The 26,274-nt window shown below is 34.2% G+C and carries 21 protein-coding genes and 1 tRNA gene; 6 read left to right on the top strand and 16 right to left on the bottom strand.

From position 1 onward, the window contains the following. Positions 1 to 14: 14 nt before the first annotated feature. From H611_RS0108955 to H611_RS14185, 4 genes are all read right to left on the bottom strand, one after another. Positions 15 to 875, bottom strand: a complete 861-nt coding sequence (locus H611_RS0108955) for an MBL fold metallo-hydrolase (protein ID WP_027138042.1) — start codon at positions 873 to 875, stop codon at positions 15 to 17. Positions 876 to 1,001: 126 nt separating this feature from the next. Then, the gene (locus H611_RS0108950) at positions 1,002 to 3,209 is read right to left on the bottom strand and encodes a SulP family inorganic anion transporter (protein WP_027138041.1); all 2,208 of its coding nucleotides are present in this window, start codon (positions 3,207 to 3,209) and stop codon (positions 1,002 to 1,004) included. Beyond that, positions 3,206 to 4,054 (bottom strand): universal stress protein, encoded by an 849-nt coding sequence (locus H611_RS0108945; RefSeq protein WP_027138040.1) that lies wholly within the window; start codon positions 4,052 to 4,054, stop codon positions 3,206 to 3,208. The genes H611_RS0108950 and H611_RS0108945 overlap by 4 nt, the downstream gene beginning before the upstream one ends. Positions 4,055 to 4,107: 53 nt before the next feature. Continuing rightward, positions 4,108 to 5,892: a cation:proton antiporter gene (locus tag H611_RS14185; protein WP_051238776.1), complete on the bottom strand. Its 1,785-nt coding sequence runs from the start codon at positions 5,890 to 5,892 to the stop codon at positions 4,108 to 4,110. 130 nt (positions 5,893 to 6,022) lie between these two features. On the opposite strand from H611_RS14185, the gene H611_RS0108935 reads away from it, so the two are divergent. Next, on the top strand, positions 6,023 to 7,852 hold the full coding sequence (locus H611_RS0108935; protein ID WP_027138039.1) for a cation:proton antiporter: 1,830 nt from the start codon (positions 6,023 to 6,025) through the stop codon (positions 7,850 to 7,852). A gap of 74 nt (positions 7,853 to 7,926) precedes the next feature. On the opposite strand, the gene H611_RS0108930 is transcribed toward H611_RS0108935, so the two are convergent. The 5 genes from H611_RS0108930 to lepA all read right to left on the bottom strand — a co-directional run bounded on the left by H611_RS0108930 (position 7,927) and on the right by lepA (position 16,997). Continuing rightward, entirely contained in the window at positions 7,927 to 10,323 is a 2,397-nt protein-coding gene (locus H611_RS0108930) for a glycoside hydrolase family 31 protein (protein ID WP_027138038.1), read from the bottom strand. A gap of 139 nt (positions 10,324 to 10,462) precedes the next feature. Beyond that, positions 10,463 to 12,370, bottom strand: a complete 1,908-nt coding sequence (gene glgB, locus H611_RS0108925) for a 1,4-alpha-glucan branching protein GlgB (protein WP_027138037.1) — start codon at positions 12,368 to 12,370, stop codon at positions 10,463 to 10,465. 3 nt (positions 12,371 to 12,373) lie between these two features. Beyond that, positions 12,374 to 13,639 carry a glucose-1-phosphate adenylyltransferase gene (locus H611_RS0108920; RefSeq protein ID WP_027138036.1) on the bottom strand — a complete coding sequence of 422 codons (1,266 nt, stop codon included), beginning with the start codon at positions 13,637 to 13,639 and terminating at the stop codon, positions 12,374 to 12,376. Then, entirely contained in the window at positions 13,632 to 15,053 is a 1,422-nt protein-coding gene (locus H611_RS0108915; RefSeq protein WP_027138035.1) for a glycogen synthase, read from the bottom strand. The genes H611_RS0108920 and H611_RS0108915 overlap by 8 nt, the downstream gene beginning before the upstream one ends. Positions 15,054 to 15,200: 147 nt before the next feature. Further along, positions 15,201 to 16,997, bottom strand: coding sequence for a translation elongation factor 4 (gene lepA / locus H611_RS0108910; RefSeq protein ID WP_027138034.1), 1,797 nt, complete (start codon positions 16,995 to 16,997; stop codon positions 15,201 to 15,203). A 199-nt stretch (positions 16,998 to 17,196) separates the two neighbouring features. Between lepA and dusB the strand changes: the two genes are divergently transcribed. After that, a complete protein-coding gene (gene dusB / locus H611_RS0108905) occupies positions 17,197 to 18,192 on the top strand; it encodes a tRNA dihydrouridine synthase DusB (protein WP_027138033.1) in 996 nt (331 codons plus the stop codon). 15 nt (positions 18,193 to 18,207) lie between these two features. Here the strand turns inward: dusB and H611_RS0108900 are convergent, their stop codons facing one another. After that, positions 18,208 to 19,413 carry an ABC transporter permease gene (locus H611_RS0108900; RefSeq protein ID WP_027138032.1) on the bottom strand — a complete coding sequence of 402 codons (1,206 nt, stop codon included), beginning with the start codon at positions 19,411 to 19,413 and terminating at the stop codon, positions 18,208 to 18,210. Continuing rightward, positions 19,414 to 19,809: a 30S ribosome-binding factor RbfA gene (gene rbfA / locus H611_RS0108895; RefSeq protein ID WP_027138031.1), complete on the bottom strand. Its 396-nt coding sequence runs from the start codon at positions 19,807 to 19,809 to the stop codon at positions 19,414 to 19,416. Between the two features lie 146 nt (positions 19,810 to 19,955). On the opposite strand from rbfA, the gene mce reads away from it, so the two are divergent. Together mce and H611_RS0108885 are read left to right on the top strand one after the other, a co-directional pair. After that, entirely contained in the window at positions 19,956 to 20,366 is a 411-nt protein-coding gene (mce, locus tag H611_RS0108890; RefSeq protein WP_027138030.1) for a methylmalonyl-CoA epimerase, read from the top strand. A gap of 47 nt (positions 20,367 to 20,413) precedes the next feature. Then, positions 20,414 to 20,487: transfer RNA gene (locus H611_RS0108885), tRNA-Ile, on the top strand. Between the two features lie 184 nt (positions 20,488 to 20,671). On the opposite strand, the gene H611_RS0108880 is transcribed toward H611_RS0108885, so the two are convergent. The 4 genes from H611_RS0108880 to H611_RS0108865 all read right to left on the bottom strand — a co-directional run bounded on the left by H611_RS0108880 (position 20,672) and on the right by H611_RS0108865 (position 24,235). After that, entirely contained in the window at positions 20,672 to 21,622 is a 951-nt protein-coding gene (locus H611_RS0108880) for a hypothetical protein (RefSeq protein WP_157515073.1), read from the bottom strand. 474 nt (positions 21,623 to 22,096) lie between these two features. Next, positions 22,097 to 22,660 carry a hypothetical protein gene (locus H611_RS14180; protein ID WP_051238775.1) on the bottom strand — a complete coding sequence of 188 codons (564 nt, stop codon included), beginning with the start codon at positions 22,658 to 22,660 and terminating at the stop codon, positions 22,097 to 22,099. Between the two features lie 171 nt (positions 22,661 to 22,831). Further along, positions 22,832 to 23,347: a hypothetical protein gene (locus H611_RS0108870; protein ID WP_027138028.1), complete on the bottom strand. Its 516-nt coding sequence runs from the start codon at positions 23,345 to 23,347 to the stop codon at positions 22,832 to 22,834. 183 nt (positions 23,348 to 23,530) lie between these two features. After that, positions 23,531 to 24,235, bottom strand: a complete 705-nt coding sequence (locus H611_RS0108865) for a hypothetical protein (RefSeq protein WP_157515072.1) — start codon at positions 24,233 to 24,235, stop codon at positions 23,531 to 23,533. Between the two features lie 297 nt (positions 24,236 to 24,532). Between H611_RS0108865 and H611_RS0108860 the strand changes: the two genes are divergently transcribed. Both H611_RS0108860 and H611_RS0108855 read left to right on the top strand, forming a co-directional pair. Further along, positions 24,533 to 25,090 (top strand): hypothetical protein, encoded by a 558-nt coding sequence (locus H611_RS0108860; protein WP_027138026.1) that lies wholly within the window; start codon positions 24,533 to 24,535, stop codon positions 25,088 to 25,090. Between the two features lie 110 nt (positions 25,091 to 25,200). After that, positions 25,201 to 25,563, top strand: coding sequence for a hypothetical protein (locus H611_RS0108855; RefSeq protein WP_027138025.1), 363 nt, complete (start codon positions 25,201 to 25,203; stop codon positions 25,561 to 25,563). A 19-nt stretch (positions 25,564 to 25,582) separates the two neighbouring features. Here H611_RS0108855 and H611_RS0108850 read toward each other — a convergent pair whose 3' ends face one another. Further along, a complete protein-coding gene (locus H611_RS0108850) occupies positions 25,583 to 26,248 on the bottom strand; it encodes a tetratricopeptide repeat protein (RefSeq protein ID WP_027138024.1) in 666 nt (221 codons plus the stop codon). Positions 26,249 to 26,274: the final 26 nt, after the last annotated feature.

Raw genomic sequence — 26,274 nt, 5'->3', positions numbered from 1 at the left:
TGAATCTGTTTATGTTATTTAAAAATGTCTTGTGTGTTATAAACTTCTTTAAGGCGAACCCCTTTTTCGGTATGCTGTACCGTGATAATTTCGTTATGAGCATCATGTTCCAAAAAGAGGTAATAATTATTATCAGCCGCCAGATTTAAAAAGGTTTCTTTTTCATCTAAAGTGAGTAGCGGTCTGGTATCATACCCCATAACATATGGTAATGGTAAATGACCAACAGTTGGTAGTAAATCGGCCATGAATGCAATAGTTTTACCATCGTAATTAATAAGCGGGATCATTTGTTTTTCGGTATGACCATCGGCAAAGAAAATATCAAAACCAAGTTCTGAATTTTGTAAACGATCACCATTAGGTATTCCTGTAAATTTTAATTGACCGCTCTCTTCAATGGGGATAATGTTTTCTTTTAAAAAAGAGGCTTTTTCTCTTCTGTTTGGTTTAGTGGCCCATTCCCAGTGATTTTCATTACTCCAGTAATTGGCGTTTTTAAAAGCAGGTTGATAACCCGTTTTTTCTTTATTCCAATTAATAGCACCACCAGAATGATCGAAATGCAAATGTGTTAAAAAAACATCTGTAATGTCATCTGGGTGAAAGCCTTGATTTTTAATAGAACCTTCCAAAGTATCATTACCCCAAAGGTGATAGTACCCGAAAAATTTATCCGATTGTTTATTCCCCATGCCGGTATCGACTAATATAAGTCTGTTACCATCTTCAATAAGTAAGCAACGTGCTGCAATATCTATCATATTGTTAGCATCTGCCGGATTAGTTTTTTGCCATAGAGATTTGGGCACTACGCCAAACATAGCACCGCCATCCAGTTTAAAGTTTCCAGCATTAACAGGGAATAAATTCATAAGGATGTAAAATTAATAAAACTATTGTGATTGCCTGAAAACCTTAAGAATATATTAAGAAAAGAGCCTAAAAAAAATGAATTTTAATGTTCCTGTATTTTTTAACTTACAGTTTTTAGTGAATATTTATTGATTTGAATATGAAATAACCTCTTTTAAGCGCTTACCAAAATCAAATAAGGCATTTATTTCTTTAATACTAGCAAGACGTTCTTTACCTAAAATTAAAATGGCATGGCCATTAGATTCTACATGGTAATAAGGATTACTTTCAAAAAACTGTGTAATTTCATTGCTGAAAAATTTAGTAATAGCAATTTGGTCATCACCTAATAGATAGAAATGTTTTGAAAATTCGGTATCACTTTCTATCTGAATATCTTTAAATCCAGCAAAAGCATAAACACGTTCTAAAAAGCCTTCTTTATCTAAAGTAAACTCGGGAATTGATTTATTTAATTCAATATGAAGCATGGTTGTTCTAATAACCTCTTTAGCAATAAATTCACCTTCAGAAAATTCTATATCGAATAGTTTATAGGTATGGTTTGTATCATATAATTCGTTATAGATACGGTTAATTTGTTTGGTGTTAAAAAACAAAAATTTATTTAAGAATGTGACTTCCTTTTGTTTTTTCGGGCTGTAAATAAGCTTTAGATTTTTAGCTATAGTTTTCATTCCCGATTGACGTTTTGTTAGATTCTTTTTAATAATGTTTGGAACAGGTAGTAAACGTCGTGATGCGAAAGGGTGTTTAGAATCTGTATCGTGCATGTCTAATCCAATAACATCGAAATTACCTCCTCGTTTTTTAAATGTTTCTTGATAGTTGTTAATGTTTTCTAATACGGTATCATCAACAAATTCACACATAGAAAAATCTACAATGATATCTTTATCTTCAGGGACAGCATCTAATCGTTGTTTTAGTCTGAAATAATTTAAAAAGCTACAAAAATGTTTCACACTTACATAGTAGTCATTTTTACCATCTGTCTCGCGATACATTAAAACATTTGGTTTTAAAACATTCCTTAAAAAAAGCCCGGCACTTTTATTAATGACTATATGAATTATGACGGAAGCAATAACGCCTGAAAGTATACCGGTAATAAGACCTACTTTTAGAGTAATAATTAAGGTGACAAAAAAGATGATAAGCTGCTCTTTACCTATAGAAAATATTTTACGAACTACATTGGGAGATGCTAATTTATAACCTGTATATACCAAAATAGCCATAAGAGCAGGTAAAGGAATACGAGTTAATTGTGTGCTGAAAAAGGCAATAAAAAGCATCAGAAAGAAGGCATGAAAAAAGTTTGAAGAGCGATTGCTACCACCTTGATTTACATTTACCGAACTTCTGGCAATAACGGTAACCACATTTAGCCCTCCTAAAAAACCACTCACAACGGTAGCGAGTCCTAAGGCTTTTAAATCGCGATTTACATTCGAACGTCGCTTCTCAGGATCTAGTTTATCTACTGCCTTAATACTCAGTAAGGATTCTATACTTGCTATTAAGGTAAGTGCAAATACACTACCCCAAAAAGGTAAACTACCTATTTTATTGAAATTTAGAGTTGGTAAATCTTCAATAATATGTTGCAGGGTGGGGATGCCAGAAAGCATATATTCACTTGAAATGGGATGTGGTTCATGAAGTACAAGCTCAAAGTAATAACTAATGCTTATCGATAAAATGACAATCCACATAGGAGCAGGAATAAGCTGTAAATACTTATTTCTGATTTTTGAATAAAACATCATAATTGCCAGACTAACTACTCCTGCTAATGCTGCATATATGAGTCCTTTGTAATGGTAATGTAATACATCGTTTATAGTAAAAGGAATTTCAATTAGATAATCAACGGTGTTGGCACGTTTAATTTTATGCGCTAACATTATATGAAACTGTTTTCCTAATATAATTAATCCGATAGCTGCCAGCATACCCTGAATGGCCGATGATGGAAAAAAATTTGCCAGGGTTCCCATTCTTAAAAACCCTAAGAGCGCTAATAATAATCCCGAACAAATAATCGCTACATAAGCACTTTCTAAACCCAGAGTTGTAATGGAAATGAGTAAAACACCTACCAAGCCATTACCAGGTCCGGTAATTGTAATATGACTTCCTCCCAAAATGGCTACAAGAATACCCCCTACAATAGCTGCGATAATACCAGCTATTGGCGGTGCTTCACTGGCCATAGCTAATCCTAAACCTAGCGGAAGCGCAATTAAACTTACCACAAAACCTGAGAATATATTTTTTGGTAAGGCTTTAAAAAAATCTTTTATGATATTTTTTCTGGGGCTCATTGAAGAATTAAAACGTCGGTTGGTAATTCGGTTAAAATATGTTCTATGTCATGTGGAAATAGCCGGTCCCAGAAGGTCATTTTTTTAGGACCATTCATTACTAATAAATCGGCTCGTGAAATCTGGGCATAATGCCCAATGGAATATCCTTTTCTGCCAAAAATAGGCTGCAGTTTTACAGTGATGTTTTTGGTGTATGTTTCAGGAATATGACTTAGTATTTCTTTTATTCTGGTATTCTCACGTAACTTTATACGCTCTTTCATAATGGTTGCCTTTCTAAGAGATTTATCGTCATCAACCTTTACAGAGATTTGGTCTTGATTAATTTCTTCAACGATAGTAATTTTATTAGCACTTAGGTGTTTGGCAACATAAAAAGCAGTACTAATGGCTAATTCTGTTTTCGGGTCTTTTAACCCATTTACCACAATATGTTCACAAGGCACCCGATTAACACTGGGTTTAATAAGTAACAATATAGAACATCGGGCTTGTCTTGTAATTTTTCTAGCGATGGATCCAATATAATATTTAAGAATGTCTTCGCGCTGAACGGCACCAAGTATTAGTAAATCGATGGACTTTTCTTCTGAAACAGATAGAATAACGTCTACCGGATCACCGGTTTTGAAAACCACTTCAAAATCTAAATGGTCCTTTTTAAAAGGTTGAAGAATCATTTTTAATGTTGAAATTTTGTCTTCTGAAGCATCTCCAACATGTATTAAATACAGTTTAGCATTAAGAAAAATGGAAAGTCTGGCGGCCTCAAATAAGTTCGCTTTCAAATTTGGCGAAAATGCAACTCCAATACCTATGCTCTTAAAAGGCTTTAATATCACTAGATATCTTAATATTTAATGTTTAAAGCGTGTAAGATAATATTTTTTGAGCATCATTCTATATATATTACCGACTCATTAACAATCAACGTATCGTTATAACCAAATGGCCGTTTGTTCCCATTAATATCAATTATAACAAGAGGTAAAATGTTTTTATTTTGTTTAAGTTGATATTTAACCCATGCCCGGGTTGTGGTTTCTTCAGTTATTTTCATTTCAATTTCTCTAAAATTTGAAGATTGCACTAGTTTTATCCATGGTTTTATATCAGTTCGACTTGCAAATAATGTTGATGCGCTTCCTATAAGATTAATTCCTGCTCCCTCATTGTTTTCGTTAGGACATATTACTACAAATTTTTCCGGGATATAAAAGCTGTCGTTTGCTAATTGTGAAGCCAATAGATTGATTTCGGTATTTTCGGTCAATGCAATAAATGTTTGAAAATCTTTAGCGGATGCTTTGCTTAGTGTGGGTTCATCTAATGCGTTACCGTGTATAGATTCAAAACCTTTTCTTTCAGCCTGTTCGGCCATTACTTTGTTGGCATCAATAAAAACAATTTTATCGCTTGCCTTTAAGTGTTTTCCAAGAAGTAAACCTATGGGGTTAGCTCCTAAAATAAGATATCCATTTTTCGAATATTGCTTAACGAGTTGTCCGCGTTTTTTTAACCAGTTGGTCGACCAAGTCAATAATAAAGGCACCGATAGTGTCGTTAATATAGCCATGAAAACTAGAATTGAAAATATTTCTTGAGAAATAACGCCTTTCTGTAAGCCAATACCAGCAATAACAATTTCTACTGCACCTCGACCATTCATACCTGTTCCAACAGCTAACCCTTCTCGCCAACCATTTCCACTTGGTAAATAAAATATAATAGTACCTAATATTTTACCTATAAACGCTGCTCCAAGTATAAGTAGTAATAAGTTTAAGTTGGTTTGGAAAACATCAAGGGAAACATAAAATCCGGCTGTAACAAAAAAGATGGGAGCCATGAAGCCTACTGATATATCATGAAAAACATTGGAAATGTCTTTGCTTATTTTTTTATTAAAGAGATCATCTTTAATAAAAAGTCCAGCCATGAAAGCTCCTAAAATTCCATGAAGACCAACTAGTTCTGCTAGTTCTGACAATCCAAAAACGATTAGAAGTAGTAATGTGAAGTAAAAGGTGCGGTTATCAATTTTTTTAGATTCGAACCATTTTAAGAGTTTGGGAAATAAGTAAAGCCCTAGTAGCGTAGAAAATAAAAAGAATAAGATTATTTTGCCACTAATAAACAATATTTCAGACATGTTTACAGATCCGGCATCTATAAAACTAGATAAGCCTGCAAAAATGATAAGCGCTAGAGTATCAGAAAATAGTGCGCCAGCCATTAAAACATAAGCAATTCGGGTATCTAGTAAGTTTAAATCGACTAGAATGCGACTTTTGGTCGCCAAAGAAGTAACACCAACGGCTATACCAACAAAAAGTCCTGCAATACTTGTACCTCCCGATAAAGTTACAACATAGTATCCTAAGATAAAGGGCACAATAAAACCTCCAACAGCCGCTAAGAGTCCGGCCCATGACGCTTTTCCTAAGTCCTTAAAATTAATCTCCATACCTATGTAGGCCATAAGTAGGATAACGCCCGTTTCTGATAATATAGTAAGAGTGCTTGAGATATTAACGAGACCTAATAATGGAGGGCCTATTATGATGCCAATTAATAGCTCACCTAGAATAGATGGATACCCTATTCGTTTTATTAATGCACCAGCACCCCAAGCAGAAATAAGTACAATAAAAAGGTTTAAAATATCAAATCCTTCCATAATTAAGTCTATTTTATAAAAAGCGAGATATTATAAATATCTGAATTTTTTTTAAAATAGTATTTTAAGATTGCCGTTTAGTAGTCATTTTTTAATATTTTGCTATAATGTTTAGTAAAACAATTTGTACATGATTGAACTTTCTGCAATAGTAATTTTAGGAATATTATCACAATGGGTTGCATGGAGGCTTAAACTTCCTGCAATTTTACCTTTAATTCTTATAGGACTTTTTGTAGGTCCTATATCAACATTATTTTCGGAGGATGGCACTAAATGGATTGAACCCGTTTGGAATGGAGAGAAAGGATTATTTCCCGGAGATAGTCTCTATAGCTTTGTGTCCTTAGCTATAGGTATTATATTGTTTGAGGGTGGACTAACGTTAAAGCGTAATGAAATTTCAAAAGTAGGTCCAGTTATTTTAAAACTTATTAGTTTTGGTGGGTTTATTACATTTGTGGGAGCAGGTTTAGCAGCGCATTTTATATTTAATTTAAGTTGGAGAGTCTCTTTTTTATTTTCGGCACTTATTATTGTTACAGGCCCTACGGTTATTGCTCCTATTTTAAGAAACATTCCCTTAAAAAAGGAAATTTCAACCGTTTTAAAATGGGAAGGGATTTTAATTGATCCTATCGGTGCTTTGGCAGCGGTATTGATGTTCGAATTTATAAGTATAGGAGAAAATAATGGTTATACCCTTCAGGCCATTCTGGAGTTTGGTAAAATTGTAATTATTGGTATATCTTTTGGTACTACAGCAGCTTTAATACTTTATTTTTCTATTAAGAAAAAGCTAATACCTCATTATTTGCTTAATGTAACAGCTCTATCTGTAGTACTTTTGGTTTTTGTAGAGTCCGATATATTTGCACATGAATCTGGGCTTTTAGCGGTTGTTGTTATGGGTATGGTGTTAGGTAATAGTAAATTGCCAAACTTAAAGGAATTACTCTATTTTAAAGAATCCTTGAGTGTATTGCTTATATCGATTCTCTTTATTTTATTATCAGCAAATATAAATTTGGATGATTTGCTAATTGTATATAATTGGAAAACTGTTTTACTTATAGCCATTATTATTTTTGTTTTAAGGCCATTAGGTGTTTTCTTAAGCTGCATTAATTCAGGGTTGAAGTTTAATGAAAAGGTTTTTATTAGTTGGGTAGGTCCTCGAGGGATTGTTGCGGCGGGTATTGCTTCTTTATTTGGGACCAAGCTTGTATTAAGAGGTGAGCCCTATGCTGAATATATTACACCATTAGTTTTTACTACCGTACTTGTAACGGTACTTTTAAATGCTGCATCCGCAAGGTATGTGGCAAAATTGATTGGAGTTTACTTAAAAGCAAGTAATGGTATTTTAATGATTGGTGCTTCAGAAGCTTCTAGGATTATAGCCAAATATTTAAAAAATAATGCACGTCATGTTGTATTAATAGATAATAATTTAGATAATATTAATAAGGCTAAAAGTTTAGACTTAGATGCTATGCAGGCTAATATTTATTCTGAAGATTTAACTAATGATATTGAACTGAGTGATATTGGGTATTTGTTAGCCTTTACTGGAAGTGATGAAATTAATAAATATAGTATCAATAAATTTCGAGATCATCTAGGAGAACGAGGCTCTTATAGACTTATTTCTTCTCAGGAGATTAAAAATCAAGAAGATATTACTCTTGAAACTATATTTTCTACTAAAGATGATTTTATAAACTTCAGCGAAGTAGCAAGGGATTATCCGGTAATTCATGAGATTGCTATTAATACCAAAGAAGAATATCTTAACAAGATTAATAAATTAAATAGAGAACAGAAGACCATTCCTCTGTTTGTTAAGGATCGTGATGGAGAGCTGCATATTATTTGTACTCTAACAAAAGACTTTAAAATTGAAAAAGACTTTAAACTTGTGTATCTTGGAAAACCTTATGAATCTATAGATGTCTAAATTAAGAGTTTAGATGATTTTATTTTAAAAGGCTTGCTGTTTAGCAAGCCTTTTAAAATAAAATTTAGATTCTTCTACCCAATGATTTGAAGGTTGGTAAATTCTTTAGTGACAACTAAGGTGTTGTTTTCGAATTGTACATCTTTAAATGACACCTCTTCATTATCTACTTTAATGGTTTTTACTTCGAATGGTAAACCAAATAGGTTTAGTTTAAAAGTAGAATATGGAGTTTCGTACTGTCCACGTTTGTGGATACGGATGATTAATTTTTCCCCATTACCAGCTAAATTGAATTTCTTCAGACTGTAACGCCCTTTTCTATAGTCGTAGCCATCATTGGAATCTTCGTATAACTCCGAATCTTCTTTGCCTTTTTTGTAATAAACATCTAAATCGATTTGTTCTAACTTAATTTCTCCAACATACTGCTGTACGGGATATTTCGGAATGATTGCACCAGCCTTAATAAAAATTGGCATTTCGTCAAGATCGGCATCAATCCAGGTTTCTTTACCGCCTTTTATTAATTCCTTCGTCCAATTATTATACCATTCGCCACGAGGAATATACATGCGTCTTCCTTTAGAATTCGGTTCGTTTATTGGGCAAACTAGAATATGATCACCACAAATAAACTCATCGGTTCTGTAATGCGTTTGAATGTCTTCCTGGTCGTAAAGGACTAGAGATTTTAACATGGGTATGTTGTCCTGTGAGTAATGATAGAACGTTGTATATAAATACGGTAATAATTCGTAACGTATTTCAATGAACTTACGTACAATATCTGTAATTTCTTCATCGAAAGCCCAAGGTTCTTGAGCACCATGATCGCCAGACGAATGTGTTCTACAAAAGGGATGGAAAACACCTAACTGAATCCAACGTGCATATAATTCGCCATTAGGTTGTTCAGCAAAACCACCTATATCCGATCCCGCGAATGAGAATCCAGACATGGCTAATCGCTGCGCCTGAATATTAGCAATTTGTAAATGTTCCCAGGTAGCAACATTATCGCCCATCCAGGTTGAGGTATAGCGTTGAGTGCCCGAATAAGCCGATCGCGTAATTACAAAGGGGCGTTTCGGATAATTAAATCGTTTTAAACCATGGTAGGTAGCACGAGCCATTTGCATACCATAAATATTATGTGCTTTTTGATGACTACAAGGGTTACCATCGTAATCGTGACGCACATCGGGAGGAAAGGATTTTCCTGGAACATCCATAACGGCTGGTTCGTTCATATCGTTCCAAACACCCTTAACACCTATATCTTCAATTAATTCTTTAAAAAGTCCTGCCCACCATTCGCGAACATCAGGTCTGGTGAAATCTGGAAAATAACATTCTCCCGGCCATACTTTACCTTTCATGTAAGGTCCATCAGCTCTTTTACAGAAATAATCGTTATCCAATCCTTCTTTAAACACACTGTATTCTGGGTCGATTTTAATACCAGGATCGATAATTACAACTGTTTTAAATCCGTCCTCGGCTAATTCCTTCACCATGCGTTTAGGTTCAGGGAAATATTCTTTACTCCAAGTAAAACATCTAAAGCCTTCCATATAATCGATATCCAGATAGATTGCATCACAAGGAATTTTAAGTTCTCTAAATTTATTGGTGATTTCTTTTACCTGAGATTCTGGATAGTAACTCCACTTACATTGGTGATACCCTAAAGCCCATAAAGGCGGTAATTCTGGCGTACCAGTTAAGTCGGTATAGCTAGCCACCACGTCCTGCATATTAGGACCGTAAAAGAAATAGTAATTCATTTCTCCTCCTTGTGCCCAAAAACTGGTTACATTGCGACGTTCATGGCAAAAGTCGAAATATGTTCTAAAAGAATTATCGAAGAAAATACCATAGGATTTACCACTGTGAATACCAGTATAAAACGGAATGGCTTTGTAAATAGGATCGGTATTTTTTCCGTAAGCATAGGAGTCTGTCGCCCAGTTTTCAAAACGGCGTCCTTTTAAATTTAAGTGTTCCGGTTTATCACCAAGACCATAGTAACTTTCGCCCGCCTGAGCAGATTTACTCATTTTTACAATATCGCCGCCTAATTCGTAACTTTCTTCCCAGTGAAATCCAAGTTCATCTTCAATAATAACAGATTTATCATGAGCATCATAAATAGATTTTCTTAAGTCCGATTTGTATATATGGCAAATTAGTTTTGCGGTGGTGATGATATATTTTTCATCATCATCTGTTATTTCTAAATTATTATAACCTCTACTGGCATCTTCATCAATAGCATACGAAAAATCCTTTGTGAATTTTCCAACGGTAGTATAGCGGAAGCGTAAAACACTATCTCTTAATACGGTTAATTGTAAAATGACACTATTAGTTGTATAAAAATGTAGTACATCTACATCTTTTTTATAATCTATTATAGTTGAAGGAAATTGATCTCCTTTATATTCTAATTCAGTATTTAATATCATAGCGGAATGAATTTAATATTGGCTAAAATTAGTAAATTACACTTCCAAAATCAGCCAATATTTACTAAAAATAACACAGTATCATTGCGTAACTAGCAAATTAAGAGAGGTTTAATTAAATTAACAATAAAATGTAATATTATTCAATTTTAAAAATTACAACTCCTAAAGGAGGTAATGTTACTTTAGCCGAATAATTCTTGCCATTCCAAGGTGATTTTCTTACTGTAATTGGTTTCGCATTACAAACACCACTGCCACCAAATTCTTCGATATCGCTATTAAAAATTTCAACTAATTTTCCTTTGGTAGGTATTCCTAATTTATAATCTTTTTGCACGGCTGGTGTTAGATTGCAGGATACTACTAAATTGTTTTTAGAATCATGGCCTTTACGGATATAACTAATTACAGAGTTTTGATGATCGTCGTAACTAATCCATTCAAAACCCTCATGACTAAACTGTTTTTCGAAAAGTGCCGATTGCTCTTTATAGAAAGTATTTAATGCTTTATAGTAGTTTTGAAAGTCTTTATGTGGTTTAAAATCTAGTAGGTTCCAATCTAAACTTCCTTGGAAATCCCATTCGTTGTATTGGCCGAACTCACCGCCCATAAATAATAAATTAGTACCAGGATGAGTAAACATATATCCAAATAATAGACGCAGGTTTGCAAATCGTTGCCACTCGTCGCCTGGCATTCGACCTATTAAGGAATTTTTACCGTATACGACTTCATCATGAGACAGTGGTAACATAAAGTTTTCTGTAAAGGCATAAGCTAAACTAAAGGTAATGTCGTTTTGATGATATTGCCTGTATATGGGATTTTTTTTGAAATAATCAAGAGTGTCGTGCATCCATCCCATCATCCATTTCATGCCAAAGCCTAAACCACCTAGAAAAACAGGTTTAGAAACGCCTGTAAAGGCTGTAGATTCTTCAGCGATGGTTTGTACATCTGGGAAGGATTGGTAAACTTCCAGATTTAATTCCTTTAAGAAAGCAATGGCCTCAAGGTTTTCACGCCCCCCGTAAATATTGGGTTCCCATTCACCATCTTTTCTTGAGTAATCCAAGAAAAGCATCGATGCTACGGCATCAACACGTAATCCGTCTGCATGATATTGCTCGAGCCAGAAAATGGCATTACTAATTAAGAAGGATTTTACCTCATTTCGGCCATAGTTAAAGATTAAACTTTTCCAATCCTGGTGATAGCCTTTACGAGGGTCTGGGTGTTCATAGAGGTTAGAACCGTCAAAAAATCCTAGTCCATGGGCGTCTTCCGGAAAATGCGAGGGCACCCAGTCTAAAATAATTCCAATATCGTTTTGATGTAATTTATCAACTAAATATTTAAATTCTTCTGGGTATCCGAAGCGTGATGTAGGTGCAAAATAACCAGTTACCTGATATCCCCATGATGGATCGTAGGGGAACTCCATAATAGGCATAAGTTCTACATGTGTAAAATTCATTTCTTTCACATAATGTACCAATTCATCTGCTAATTCATAATACGAGAGAAAACGATCTTCTTCGACTTGTCTTTTCCAAGACCCCAGATGTACTTCATAAACAGAATATGGGGCATCTAAAGCATTGTGTTTTTTACGCTTTTTCATCCAGCTGTCATCTTTCCACTTGTAGTTGTCGTCCCATATTATGGAAGCGGTTTTTGGTGGATGTTCACAACGTCTGGCATAGGGATCTGCCTTTTCTGTTTTTATCCCGTTGTTATGACTTTCAATTTTGTATTTATACAAATTGCCTTTACCTACAAATGGAATAAAACCTTCCCAAATACCGCTACTATCCCAGCGTACGTTTAGCTGATGTTCGCCTTCAGTCCAGAAGTTAAAGTCACCTATAACAGACACTTGCTTAGCGCTTGGTGCCCAAACAGCAAAGTAGGTGCCTTCTATGCCATCAACAGTTACTATGTGTGAGCCAAATTTTTCGTAAAGCCTATAGTGTTTGCCTGCTTTAAATAAATTGATATCGAAGTCCGTGAACAGACTATAAACTTTTGTTTGAGCCATATTTTAAATTGAAAATCCGTTAGGTATTACAGCACCACTTTTAACAACAACGATACCATCTCTAACGGCATACATTTCATTTTCGGTGTCTTCAAGGTGCTTGCCGCCATTAATTCTTACGTCGTCCCCAATACGACAGTTTTTATCGAGAATGGCATTTTTTATGAAGCAGCGTTCACCAATTCCCATAAGTGTTTTGATGTGCTTTTCTTCAATTTCCTGAAGGCTTTCATAAAAATCGTTACCCATCATATAAGTTTTAATTACTGTGGATTCCTTACCAATTCTGGAGCGAATACCAATTACCGATTCTTCAATCTTAGCGGCAGAAATAATACAACCTTCAGAAATTACAGCGCGATCTAAAGTCGTCCCTGCAAGTTTGGTGGTAGGAAGCATTCTGGCATGGGTATAAATACGTCTGGTTTCGTCGTATAAATCGAATTTAGGGATATCAGCTGTTAGGCTAATATTTGCTTCAAAGAAGGATTCGATAGTTCCTATGTCGGTCCAGTAACCTTCATATTGATAACTAAGTGTTTTATGTTTATCTATGGACTGAGGAATAATCTCTTTTCCGAAATCGATGGTTGATTCATCTTTCATTAATTCAACCAACAAATCTCGATTGAAAATGTAAATACCCATCGAAGCCAAATAATGACGGCCTTCATTTTTCATTTCGTCACTTACCTCAGAAGTCCATTCAGATAATATACTAGGATCAGGTTTTTCTATAAAAGACGTAATGATACTTTCATCATTCGATTTTAAAATACCAAAACCAGGGGCATCTTTAGCATTTACCGGAATGGTGGCTATAGAAATTTCAGCACCGGATGCTTCATGCGCATCAATCATTTTGTCGTAATCCATTTGATAAAGCTGGTCACCAGAAAGTATAAGTGCATATTCAAAATCATGTCTTAAGGCGTGGTGCATACTTTGTCGCACGGCATCGGCAGTTCCTTGAAACCAACCTTTGTTATTAGGTGTTTGTTCGGCTGCTAATACATCAACAAATGCACTACTAAAGAAACTAAAATGATAGGTGTTTTTAATATGTCGGTTTAATGAGGCTGAGTTAAACTGGGTCAAGACAAACATACGTTTTATGTCTGCATTTATACAATTTGAAATAGGGATGTCTACTAATCTGTATTTACCAGCAATTGGAACGGCTGGTTTTGAACGTTGTTCTGTAAGTGGGTGTAGTCTAGATCCTTGCCCGCCACCAAGTATAATGGCTAAAACCTTGTTATTAATCATCTTTAGTCTGTTTTAGTGTGTTATATAATTCAATGTATTCTGAAGCCGAAACGTCCCAGGAATGATCTATATTCATGATATTGTTTCGAATGCTTTTATAAGTTGGTTGGTCTTTGTAAAGAGCTATAGCTCTCTCTATAGCATTTATTATTTCCGGTACGGCAGTGTTGTCGTGACAAATACCAAAGCCGTTTTGTTCATTAATATCTATAACGGTATCTTTTAATCCACCTATACTTCTAACAATAGGAATAGTACCGTAACGTAGTGCATACATTTGGTTTAAACCACAGGGTTCTACGCGTGAAGGCATAAGTAAGAAATCGGCACCGGCATATATAATGTGCGATAATTTTTCATCGTAACCTATAAAGGCGTTGTAGGTACCTACGTATTTCTCTTTTAAGTTTTCTAATTGCGATTCAACCATTTTATTTCCTGAGCCTAACAATAGGATACTGAGATCTTCTTTTTCTAGAACGGCATTAAATACATCTGGAAATAAATCGGAACCTTTTTCATGAACAAGTCTACCAATAAAAGCAAATAGAGGTTTTTCGATATCGAGGTTAAAGGTGTTACATAGATACTTTTTATTAGCTAAGGCACCATTAGCGACGGTTTCATTAGTGTAATTCTCTACTATATAGGAGTCGGTTTCAGGATTCCAGACCTTCCAATCGATGCCATTTAAAATACCTAAGCATTTATCGCTTTCGGCACTTAACAAACTTTCCAGTCCGTTGGCAGCAAGTTTTAGTTCTTCCATATAACTTGGTGAAACCGTAGTTACTCTCCAGGCACATTTTATGGCTGCTGCTAATGGGTTAATGCTACCACCCCAATCTAGAAGGCCAACATGATCGAAATTAAAAGGTGGAATTAAACCTACCTTATCATGAGAAAACCATCCTTGATATTGTGCATTATGAATGGTTAGGATATTAGGTGTTTTTCTAAAAGCTTCATATTTATAACTTTCCTGAAGCATAAAAGGAACTAACCCCGTATGATGATCATGACAATGAATAATATCTGGAGACTTGTCCCAGGTAAGTAACCAATCTAACGTCGCGATTTGAAAAGATAAAAAGCGTTCGGTATCATCGGCAGAATAGACATAATCTTTAAATATTAATTCGGGCACATCAACAAAAAAGATATCGAAATCTAAAGGTTTTTCCTTTAATGTTAAGATGCTGAACTTATATGTTGTATCACCTAATTCAAGTTGCGCGTCATAAACTGAAGAAAACGAATGTTCTTCAGTAAACTTATTGTCGTAAAAGGGCATGATAACCTGAGATCTAACGTCTGCACTATTTTGGTATTTAGGTAAGGCACCAACAACATCAGCTAGACCTCCAACTTTAGCAACAGGATAACATTCTGCACTTATGTGAATAATAGTCATTAATATTTTTGATTTGTTATAAACTTACAAAAATATTGGCCACTACGTTAGCAGAATTATTTTTTTAAAGAAAAAATTACATTATTGAAATATTGGGAAATTATCAATAATAAATTCCTATAAATTGGTAAAAAGATTGAATTAATGTTAGTCGTTTAGTTTTAAAACAGCCATAAATGCTTGCTGAGGGATTTCAACATTCCCTACTTGACGCATACGTTTTTTACCCTTCTTCTGTTTTTCTAAAAGTTTACGCTTACGAGATATATCTCCACCATAACATTTAGCTGTTACGTCTTTACGAAGCGCTTTGATAGTTTCGCGTGATACAATCTTAGCCCCAATAGCCGCCTGAATAGGAATATCAAACTGTTGGCGAGGAATTAACTCACGTAGCTTTTCACACATTTTTCTACCAATGGTTTGTGCATTGTCGGCATGAATTAAGGCAGAAAGGGCATCGACAGGCTGTGCATTTAATAAAATGTCTAAACGTACTAATTTTGATGGCTTCATACCAATTGGGTGGTAATCGAAAGAGGCATACCCTTTAGATACGGTTTTTAGTCGATCGTAGAAATCGAAAACAATCTCTGCCAAAGGCATTTCAAATGTTAACTCAACACGTTCTGGTGTTAAATAGGTCTGATTGGTAATTAAGCCACGTTTTTCAATACAAAGCGACATTACATTGCCAATAAAATCGGCTTTGGTAATAATAGTTGCTTTAATATAAGGTTCTTCAACACGATTTAGAGTTGAAGGATCTGGAAGATCGGATGGGTTATTTACGATGATAATATCGTCTGGGTTTTTATTGGTGAACGCATGGTAAGATACGTTAGGTACGGTAGTAATTACCGTCATATCAAATTCACGTTCTAAACGCTCCTGAATAATTTCCATATGAAGCATGCCTAAGAAACCACAACGGAAACCAAAACCAAGGGCTGCCGAACTTTCAGGTTGGAAAACCAAAGAGGCATCGTTAAGCTGCAGTTTCTCCATAGAAGCACGAAGTTCTTCGTAATCCTCTGTGTCAACCGGATAAATACCAGCAAATACCATAGGTTTTACATCTTCAAAACCTTCAACTATATTTTTTGTAGGGTTTTCAAAATCGGTGATGGTATCACCAACTTTTACTTCTTTTGCTGTTTTAATACCTGTAATTAGATATCCAACATCACCTGCTTTTACACTTTTTTTAGCAACTTGAGTTAGTTTTAAAGTTCCAACCTCGTCGGCATAATAATCTTTACCAGTTGCTACGAATTTAATATGCTGGCCTTTTTTAATTTCGCCATTTATTACTCTAAAGTAAGTTTCTACACCTCTAAATGTGTTGTAAACAGAATCGAAAATTAAGGCTTGAAGCGGTGCTTCAGGATCTCCTTTAGGTGCTGGAACACGCTCTATAATAGCTTTTAAAATGTTGTCGACTCCAAAACCTGTTTTACCACTGGCGTGAATGACGTCTTCTGGATCGCAACCTAATAAATCGACAATATCATCGGTTACTTCTTCGGGGTTGGCACTTGGTAAATCGACTTTATTCAGTACAGGAATAATTTCTAAATCGTTTTCCAGGGCCAGGTATAGATTCGATATGGTTTGAGCTTGGATACTTTGTGCCGCATCAACAATTAACAAGGCTCCTTCACAGGCAGCAATAGATCGAGAAACTTCATAAGAGAAATCTACGTGACCAGGAGTGTCAATGAGATTTAAAACATAATGCTCACCTTCATAAATATAGTCCATTTGTATAGCGTGCGATTTAATAGTAATACCGCGTTCACGCTCCAAATCCATATTATCAAGCAACTGATCTTGTTTTTCTCTGTCTGTTACAGACCCAGTAAAATCTAATAGGCGGTCTGCAAGTGTGCTTTTCCCGTGATCAATATGTGCAATAATGCAAAAGTTTCTAATATTCTTCATAAAGTAATCTAAGCCAGATATAATTTGCAAATATAGATGTTTTCGAGTTGTTTACCTTCAAAATAATCATATCTGTTTCGAAGCTTTTAATTATAAATAACTATTTGTATGAAAATATTGATTGATAACAAAAGTAAAGTAGTTTAAAATGTGATATAATTATGTATCTTTGCAGCTTCAAAAATTAATGTAACACACTGTGGTTAAAATAGATAATATAGAACTTCCTGATTTTCCGTTACTTCTAGCGCCTATGGAAGATGTGAGCGATCCGCCATTTCGTGCGTTGTGTAAAGAGCAGGGAGCCGATGTGGTGTATACCGAGTTCGTTTCTAGTGAAGGGTTGATTCGTAATGCTACTAAAAGTGTTATGAAACTTGATATATATGAGAAAGAACGTCCGGTAGGGATTCAGATATTTGGAGCTAATTTAGATAGTATGCTTCAAACGATTGATATTGTTGCCGAATCGAAACCTGATATTATCGATATTAATTTTGGATGCCCAGTAAAAAAGGTAGTAAGTAAGGGTGCTGGTGCCGGGATTTTGAAAGACGTTTGTCTCATGGAGCAGCTTACGGCAGAAATGGTTAAACGCACCAATATTCCTATTACTGTAAAAACCCGTTTGGGCTGGGATCATGAGTCTATTCGAATTGTTGAGGTTGCCGAACGCTTGCAGGATGTAGGCTGTAAGGCCATATCTATCCACGGACGTACCAGAGCACAGATGTATAAAGGTCATGCCGATTGGAAACCAATTGCGGCGGTGAAAAATAATCAGCGTATGCATATTCCTGTTTTTGGTAATGGCGATGTGGATACGCCGGAAAGAGCTATGGAAATGCGTGATGATTATGGTTTAGACGGTTGTATGATTGGACGTGCCAGTATTGGTAATCCCTGGTTTTTTAAGCAGGTGAAACACTTCTTTAATACGGGAGAGCACTTAGAGCCTATTTCTCTTGAGGAGCGTGTTGAAGCAGCTCGCAGACACCTTCAAATGTCTATAGATTGGAAAGGGGAGACTTTGGGGGTTTTTGAAACACGTAGGCACTATACCAACTATTTTAAGGGTATTCCGCATTTTAAAGAGTATCGAACCAAAATGGTTACCAGCGATGATGCTGCCGATGTGTTTGCGGTATTTGATGAGGTATTAGAAAAGTTTGCCGGGTATCAGTTTGCTGAATAATTAAGAAGTCATTTTTTAATTAACTTCTACGAGCTTTTTGGTAATACGTGCAGAAGCTATTTTTGAAGCAATAACACCCAGTACGGAAATTGTAATAAATACAATCAAGATATTTTCAGCTTTAATAATTACTGGATAAGGTAATGAGGCTGTAATCATAACCAGTAAAAAGGCCTGTTGTAAAGAAATAAGAATTAGTGCTATAACTAAACCGATAAGACCTCCAATAATACTCATTAAACTTCCCTGATAAAAGAAGATACGCTTAATATCGGTTAAGTCGAGTCCTAAATTATAAAGCGTGTTCAGGCTTCGTTTTTTATCTAACATCATCATAATTAATGAGCCTATTATATTAAAAAAAGCAATAATAAGCACCAGGGTAAAAATTAGATAAACCGCTAAATTTTCTGTATTCAGCATTTTATATAAGGCATCGTTTAATTGGGCACGGTTTTTTATAACCACCTTGTCTCCTAGAGCTGCTTCAATTTTAGATTTTACAAGTTCAGTATCGGCATCGTCCTTAACTTTAAATTCTATGGCACTAATTTGGTTTGGTTGGTAGCTAAGTAGTTGTTGCGCTAAATCAATCGGGGCAAATAAATAAGAATCGTTGAGAGATTCATTGATATAAAATACCCCTACATTAACCGCTTTAACCGAATTAAAGGCATTTTTGGTAGACGTTATTTGTCCGGTTCCAGGCTTAGGAACATATATGTTTATAGTCTTGGTATAGTCTAAAATACCTAAGGATAAGCTTCCTGAAAGTCCCCAACCAATAACAATTTGTCTGGAATCTTGTTCTAGCCAGCTGCCTGTATCGATAACAGAATCGATGGTTACAACATTTTGAAATTCACCATCGACCCCTTTTATATTAGCAATCGCATTTTTGTTATTCGAACTAATGATAACGCGTTCTTCAACTATTTTAGAGTAAGATGCAATATCATCAATGGTATTTAGTTTGTTTATTTCATCCTCGGTAAGAAAAAAGGATTTTCCCAAAGCCGTTTCGGCTTTTAAATCGGGATCGACGACACTGGAAAACTGCAGGGTAAAATCTTTTAAACCGGCAAAACCCGAAAGAACAATAAATAAGGAGGCAGCTCCAAGAATAACACCAATAACGGCAATAAGAGTAATAAAATTTATAGCATTATTACTGCTCTTAGAGTGTAAATATCGTTTTGCTATATATAACGAAACGCTCAATTAAGACTTTTTTCTTTTATCTAAAATACTCGGATCTTTAATTGGGTTATCACCACCTTTTAAAGACTGGTCAATTTTGTCTATATATTCTAAAGAATCATCAACAAAGAATTCCAGATTAGGCATACGACGTAACTGATTTTTGGTACGTTGTGCTAATTCATGTCGAATTAAAGGAGTGTTCGATTTAATGCCTGCAAGCAATTCTTTGGCTTTATCACTAGGGAAAATACTTAAATATACTTTAGCAACACCTAAATCTACGGTGACTTTTACTTTGGTAACCGATATTAAAATACCGTGCATACCGCCTTGTGTTGCTGCGCCTTGTAATACATCAACTAAGTCGCGCTGTAAAACCGATCCTATTTTTTTCTGTCTTTGACTCTCTTCCATGTTATTGGTTTTTTAAGGTGGATTAATTTAGTAAATAAAAGTTAAATATTATGATTCCCTTATTAATGGTGCAAAAATAGCGCATATTTAAAGATTATCTTACTTTTGAAATGCAAAATTTGTATCTTAAGCCAAAGGAATTCTTAATGAATAAAATAGAACATATAGGTATTGCAGTTAAAAGCCTGGAAACATCTAATAGTTTATTTTCAAAACTGTTGGGCGTGCCTAGCTATAAAACCGAAATTGTAGAGAGTGAAGGTGTAAAAACCTCCTTTTTTAAAGTAGGTACTAACAAGATTGAATTATTAGAGGCTACAAATGCCGAAAGTCCTATTGCAAAATTTATAAATAAGAAGGGAGAAGGCGTACATCATATAGCCTTTGATGTTGATGATTTAGAAAAAGAAGTAAAAAGATTAACCGCCGAAGGTTTTGTTGTTTTAAATGAAAAACCCAAAAAAGGTGCTGATAATAAGCGAGTTGTTTTTTTGCATCCAAAATCTACCAATGGCGTGCTCATAGAACTTTGTGAAGAAATTAGATTAAAGGAATAATTTTCTTGTAGGGTTCTAAAAATAGTATTAAATTCGCAGCCGATTTCGGTCCTATAACTCAGTTGGTTAGAGTATCTGACTCATAATCAGAAAGTCCCTGGTTCGAGCCCAGGTGGGACCACTAAAAAGCCTAAACTACATGTGTAGTTTGGGCTTTTTTTATGCTTTAAACTTAACTTTAGGTTATAATTAATTGCATTGGATAAACTATTATAAAGTTTATTCTTGCTCTTGCTCTCTCTATGATTATTAGAGCAAACCAATTAATCAATCGGTCTAGCATTAATCCTATCTCTAAGAACTTTTTAGTTCATTGGATTATCTTTTGTAAAATGACGTTCTTGACTAAAGAAGCCCTTTCCTTTTAGACTGAGTGTCTTGTTATTTAATCTTGTTATTAGAAATCTCTTGTGGGATTTATTGATGTCAGGGAAATAGTCCAATAGCAGATAAAACTTAGGGTATCCCATGAGGTTCTCCTCATGTTTTATGGACCACCAGCCAATTACCTTTCCTTTAATGGTAATCTCCATTTGGCTTGTGAATTTATAATTGCCGGAGTAATCTGAAAACCAAATTCCAGGAAGCTTGGCATACAAAAGCTCTATTACATCGACAGTATTTTGATTTTTTTTTAATTTATTTAAATCAAATTCATTTTTTAATAAATTTTGTTTGTGAGATTCACAGCGACCTGACAATCCATTGATCCAATACTCCTTCGCGCAAAGATTTCCACCCCATATATAACCTTTTAGAGACTTACCATATGAAACCAGAAACCAGGGATGTCCTTTTGATATACTATCAGTAGCGTGAATTATTTTTAATTTGGCATCGGTGGTGGTTAATATCGTGTCTTTTGATGCAGTAAATAAGGGCTTGCTGTAAATACTTCCGTCAAGGGCTCCCACGTAGATCGGCTTTTCAAAAAGACCGGAGAAAAAATAAACACAGAGGAGTATAGATACCACACCAAGCGTTATAAAAACACGCTTTGCTCCAAATAATTGAATTAACTTTGCAAATAGCTGAATCAGGGCTCCAAACGCCCATGTTATGAGTAGAAAAATAGTGCAAATTCCACCTATTAAGCTAATAAGGCCCCCAATTATGATATTGAATAATTCCGGAATTCCACCATCACTTGGAGAGCTCGAGTCAAATACCTGTATATCCTGACTCATTATACTAACGCCTATGTAAGTTACGAACGCCCCTATTAAGAAAAGGGCAGCCACGATTATATGAGGCAAGTTTTTTAAGTTCATAAAAAGCTTGTTTAGTTCTTTACATACCACTAATATAAATACTTTAATAATGCTCTATTGAAATTTCAAAACAAATTAATTTGTTTTGGATAATATTTTATAGTAGAGCGTATCTCTTTATAAATAATAACCCTTCCCCAATTTCGAGATGGGTGAGACCACTCAAAGTCCTTAATTATATTTGTAGTTTATGCTTTTTTATGTGTTATATTGGGCTACACTGAAATATAACTACATTGTATGCATTGGCTATAAGCAAGCCAATTAATCCCCAATTAATATGATTCCAAAATACCAACCGTCTAATATAAATTTTATATGAAAGTATTGTCTTACTAAAATTACGCCTTTAATTTTTTCATTTTGGTTGATTTAAATAAGATGCCTACTCCAGTATTTAGTTGATTTTTTGGCATGTTCCAAACCTAAATTTTTATTATTAACCATTATGATTCAGTTTTACTTTATATAAAGTAAGTCGTCATTATCAATAGTCATATCAGGGTTGAGTTCTGGTATTTTTTTTCCTTTACTTTGTGTTTTTTTATAGTTTTCCATGCCACGATCAATTACGTCCTTCATCTCTTCTTGTAGCATATTTAATTCAGACTCACTAAATGGTTCAGGGCCACGTTTGGATAAAAGTTTTTGTATTTTTTTCATTTTATAAATATTCTTGTCCACTGGAACTAACTTTACACTTGCTTTAATGGCTCCCATTTTAGGAATAACATCGATGATGTACATTTTTCCAGCTTCTAAATTTGCCTCTACAAATGACTTGTTTTCAGATCTTACCCAAAACAAATGTTCGCCTGGGTCACACTCATAAATCATATATTTCGGCCCATTAAATCTTCCTATTGCTTTCTCGCCATCAAAATAGGTGAAATTAATTGCACCACCCAATGCGGAGGCTCTGGTAAAATATACTATGGCTTTGTCCCCGGGGATCACTTTACTGTTCTGTGAGAACATAAGCGCCGTTTGTAATACAAATAAAAGACTTAAAATAGTTTTCATGGTGTTAGGTTTTAGTACTGTTTATAAAGGTTAGAAACTCAGATTTATATTTTTATAAATGATATTACCAAATAGACCAGATAAAATTTCTAAATTGTTTTGTAATGATCTTTAATTCGTTTTCTAAAATTTTAACTAGTTTCAGAGATGAAATTATAATACTTAGAATTGTTACCAAGATAGTCTAGTTCCAAAATCTATTTTTTTTAGCGTATGAATTCCTATGAAAGGCTCTAAACCATTATTCATTAAGTAACCTACTTTTAATCCAATACCGGTAATTAAGTTTGAGTTGGTTACTAGCGAATAATCGTCAACATAACCTCTATCGTCCTTAATGTTAGTGAATTCATTTCTTGCGCCAATACTGAATTCAGGGTGCATGGTTATTTTGTTTTTAAATATTCTGCTGTATCCTAAGTCAATAACCCAGAAATATTTCCCATTTCCAGTTTCGGTTAACCCGTCAATTTCTTTGTGTTTTTTTACTACTTTAATTTCCTGGTTATTAAATTGGTGCCCATAACCTAAATGGAATCTATTGTTGCCAGCTCTCCCGAACATATCTACTCCCCAAGCATTGTCTGTTGAATAGGAAAATGAAAGACCACGTCCAGCATAATTATCTTGACTCCGGCAATAACTAAATACTAAGAGGACAAATGAAAAAATGATCGTTTTTTTCATAATAGGCAATGGATTTATTGAAGTCTTATGGGGAGTTTTTAGAAAGGTAAATATAATTACCCAATATAAATAGAAAAGCGTATATTTTTTTAAATAATAAACTATTAATAAGGTGATTAGGTGTCTGTGGCTGTTTAAGAATTATAAGTTTTTAACCCAATTATTTGATTTGGCTGTTACAAGTTATTTATGTGTTTTTTCATCGGGTTTAAGAACTAAAGTTGTTTCAGAAAACCCACCCATGTTAATAAATTTAATCATTTGTTTTGAAGTTAATCCGACGTTCCAGTTTTTACGAGATTCCAATGTTGTCTTTTTATCTTTTGCAGCAATTTCAATTTCATTAGTATTAAGAAGAGCCTCCAAAATTTTCAGTTCATCTTTCTTTGTGTTTTTTACTATAATCTCTCCATTATCTTTACGTTCAATAAGAAAAACATCCCACCAAATACTATCTTTTTTTAAGTTAATTATGGAATATTTTTTAGAAACAGATCTAAGTTGGGCAGAATCACCTAAGGTAAATTTAAACCTTTCTGCATGTCGAATAATTAATGAATCATTTACAGCAGTAAATTCAAACCCTTTTGAAGATGGCTCTTCAAGGTCATAAATGCGCTGTCCACGTATTTGCAATGATTTGTTTGTGTCAATTTCAACTTTTGATATCGTATTAAAATACCAGCCTGTTTTTTGGTAAAATCTTTTTCCAATAATTATGGTGTCATTTTTTTGAACCCATGTTCCCCTAAATTTCTTGGGTATCCTATTTAGGTTTTTTGAATCTATAGGTTGGGGCTGATTAAAGTAGACCGATGTACATGAAATGACGGAGAAGAACAAACATCCAAATAATAGAAAGAAATGATATCTTGATGTCATCATCATTGCATTATAATTCAGTAAAACTTAGATATAATAACAAATGGAGCTATTCATCCAAATCTACATATTAAACTTGATAAATTAGTGGTTATTAAAGTTTATTTGTGGTTATTTCCCTTAAGGTATTTTGATGTAAATATTATTACTCTTTTAGTAGATGGAATGGCCACACTTAATCTTTTAAAGAGTTGATGATTATTTAATTGAGTTAAACTAAACGGTCTAGATATAATGACTACCTTTATTAAAACCAAAGTTAAAATCCTTAAAATATAGATTATTAGGATTGTATGGGTTTTTATGGAGCTTATGAAACAATCGATGCAACGCCCTATCCAAATTGTACTTACGCTTGTTCTTATTGCCGGATTGTTTATGCCTTATGCAGAAAGTATAATGCCTATGGATTATATCTTTCCAAATCCAATGACCCATGTGAATCTGTTTATTGTTACAATACCAATATTAGCCACAGTTCCCTTTTTGTTCATATTAATTTTTAAAGACGTATTAACGGATGTTTTGTTAAGCATTTTAAAAGTAGCGTTTCTATTAGTGTATGGATGCATTTTAGCATACTATATATATTTACTAATTGAAAGTATTTTAATGGGCTTTAGTAATTTTGATTTTATATCATCTGCATGTGCAATAGGGTTAAGTTTGGGCCTGCTCATAGCACCCTTAAAGTATTCTTCTTTTAAGACTTATGACTTACAACATGCTGTATTAGCAATTATGACATTACCTTATATTTTTTATCTTTTGGGCATCCCTATAGTTTGGGGAGGTTTTAATTTTAGCTATGGGGGATATCTTATTTATATAGCGTTCTTTATATGTTATAGCAAGCAATAATGTGATTAAAAACTATAGACATAAAAAGGATACTAAAAAAGAAAAGGATATGGGATAGGGACTTGTTATAGTTGTCCTTAAGTAATATACTTTGATATTAATCAATTGAAATGAAGCAAATATTGAGCTTTCTATTAGTTTTCACAATAATAGGCTGCAATTCAAATTACAAAAAAGGTGATCTTTTAGGAACTTGGGAACTTGTATCTTTAATTGATATTGAAACAGGAGACGTAGAATGGGAAAAAATAGACAAGTCAGAGTTTGTGTTATTTAGATCGGATTCACTTTACTTAATTTCTGATACCAATTCTGATAAAGTTTTTGCTTGGCAAATCATGGGTGATTCCATTGTTTTAGATGAAATGGGTTCTGTTTATATTAAAGAGTTGACCGTAGATAAACTCATAGTTGAATATGATTTTTTTGGTATGACAAGATTAGAATTAAAAAAAGAAAATAGTGAGCAATAGAAGATTTATTGATTTTATACTACCTATCTGTCTCAAATAGATGTTTAGAGGGGCCAACCAGTGTTAAGTGTTCTTTGGCCAGTTTCTGCCCTTCGCTAATTTGGGTATGGGTTAAATATTCCGAAAACACCAAGTAGTAATGAAAATGTTTCAATGTTATATGGTCCTCTTCAAAAGCTAACAAATACCACTTATATGCTTGAGACAAATCTTTAGGCGTGCCCCATCCCTTTACATAATGAGAGGAAAGAACATACTGGGCTTCAACAAAACCTTGATCCGCAAGCGATTTCATCATATTGAATGCACGATCAAAGTCTTTCTTTTTAATTGCATAATATCTTGCTAAATGATATTGAGCTTTTAGATTACCTTGATTTGATGCTTTTTCTAACCAAACAACCGACTCTTCAAGATTGTTCTGTCTACTTTTCTTTGTAATAAAAAACTCATTACTGGTTTCAAAAAATGACTTCGCTATATCATATTGAGCTTTTTCATCACCTAAATTGGCTTTTTTTTGTACTTCAGGGTCAATTTTAGTTTTATAAGTTTTACATCCCATAACAGATACGAATAGGCAAATTAGTAATGAAAATTGAATTAATTTAAAAGTAATTGAAAGCCTGTGCCATAAGATATAGTCAGCATTTATAAAATTATTTAATTTTTGAAAAGCCTTCATTACAAGTTCAGTTTATAAAATTTTTA

Origin of the sequence: Gaetbulibacter saemankumensis DSM 17032 (assembly GCF_000425645.1) — a bacterium.
Classification (GTDB): Bacteria; Bacteroidota; Bacteroidia; order Flavobacteriales; family Flavobacteriaceae; genus Gaetbulibacter; species Gaetbulibacter saemankumensis.
Note: the sequence above shows the minus strand (reverse complement) of the source record. Positions and strands in the feature narration are given on the sequence as shown.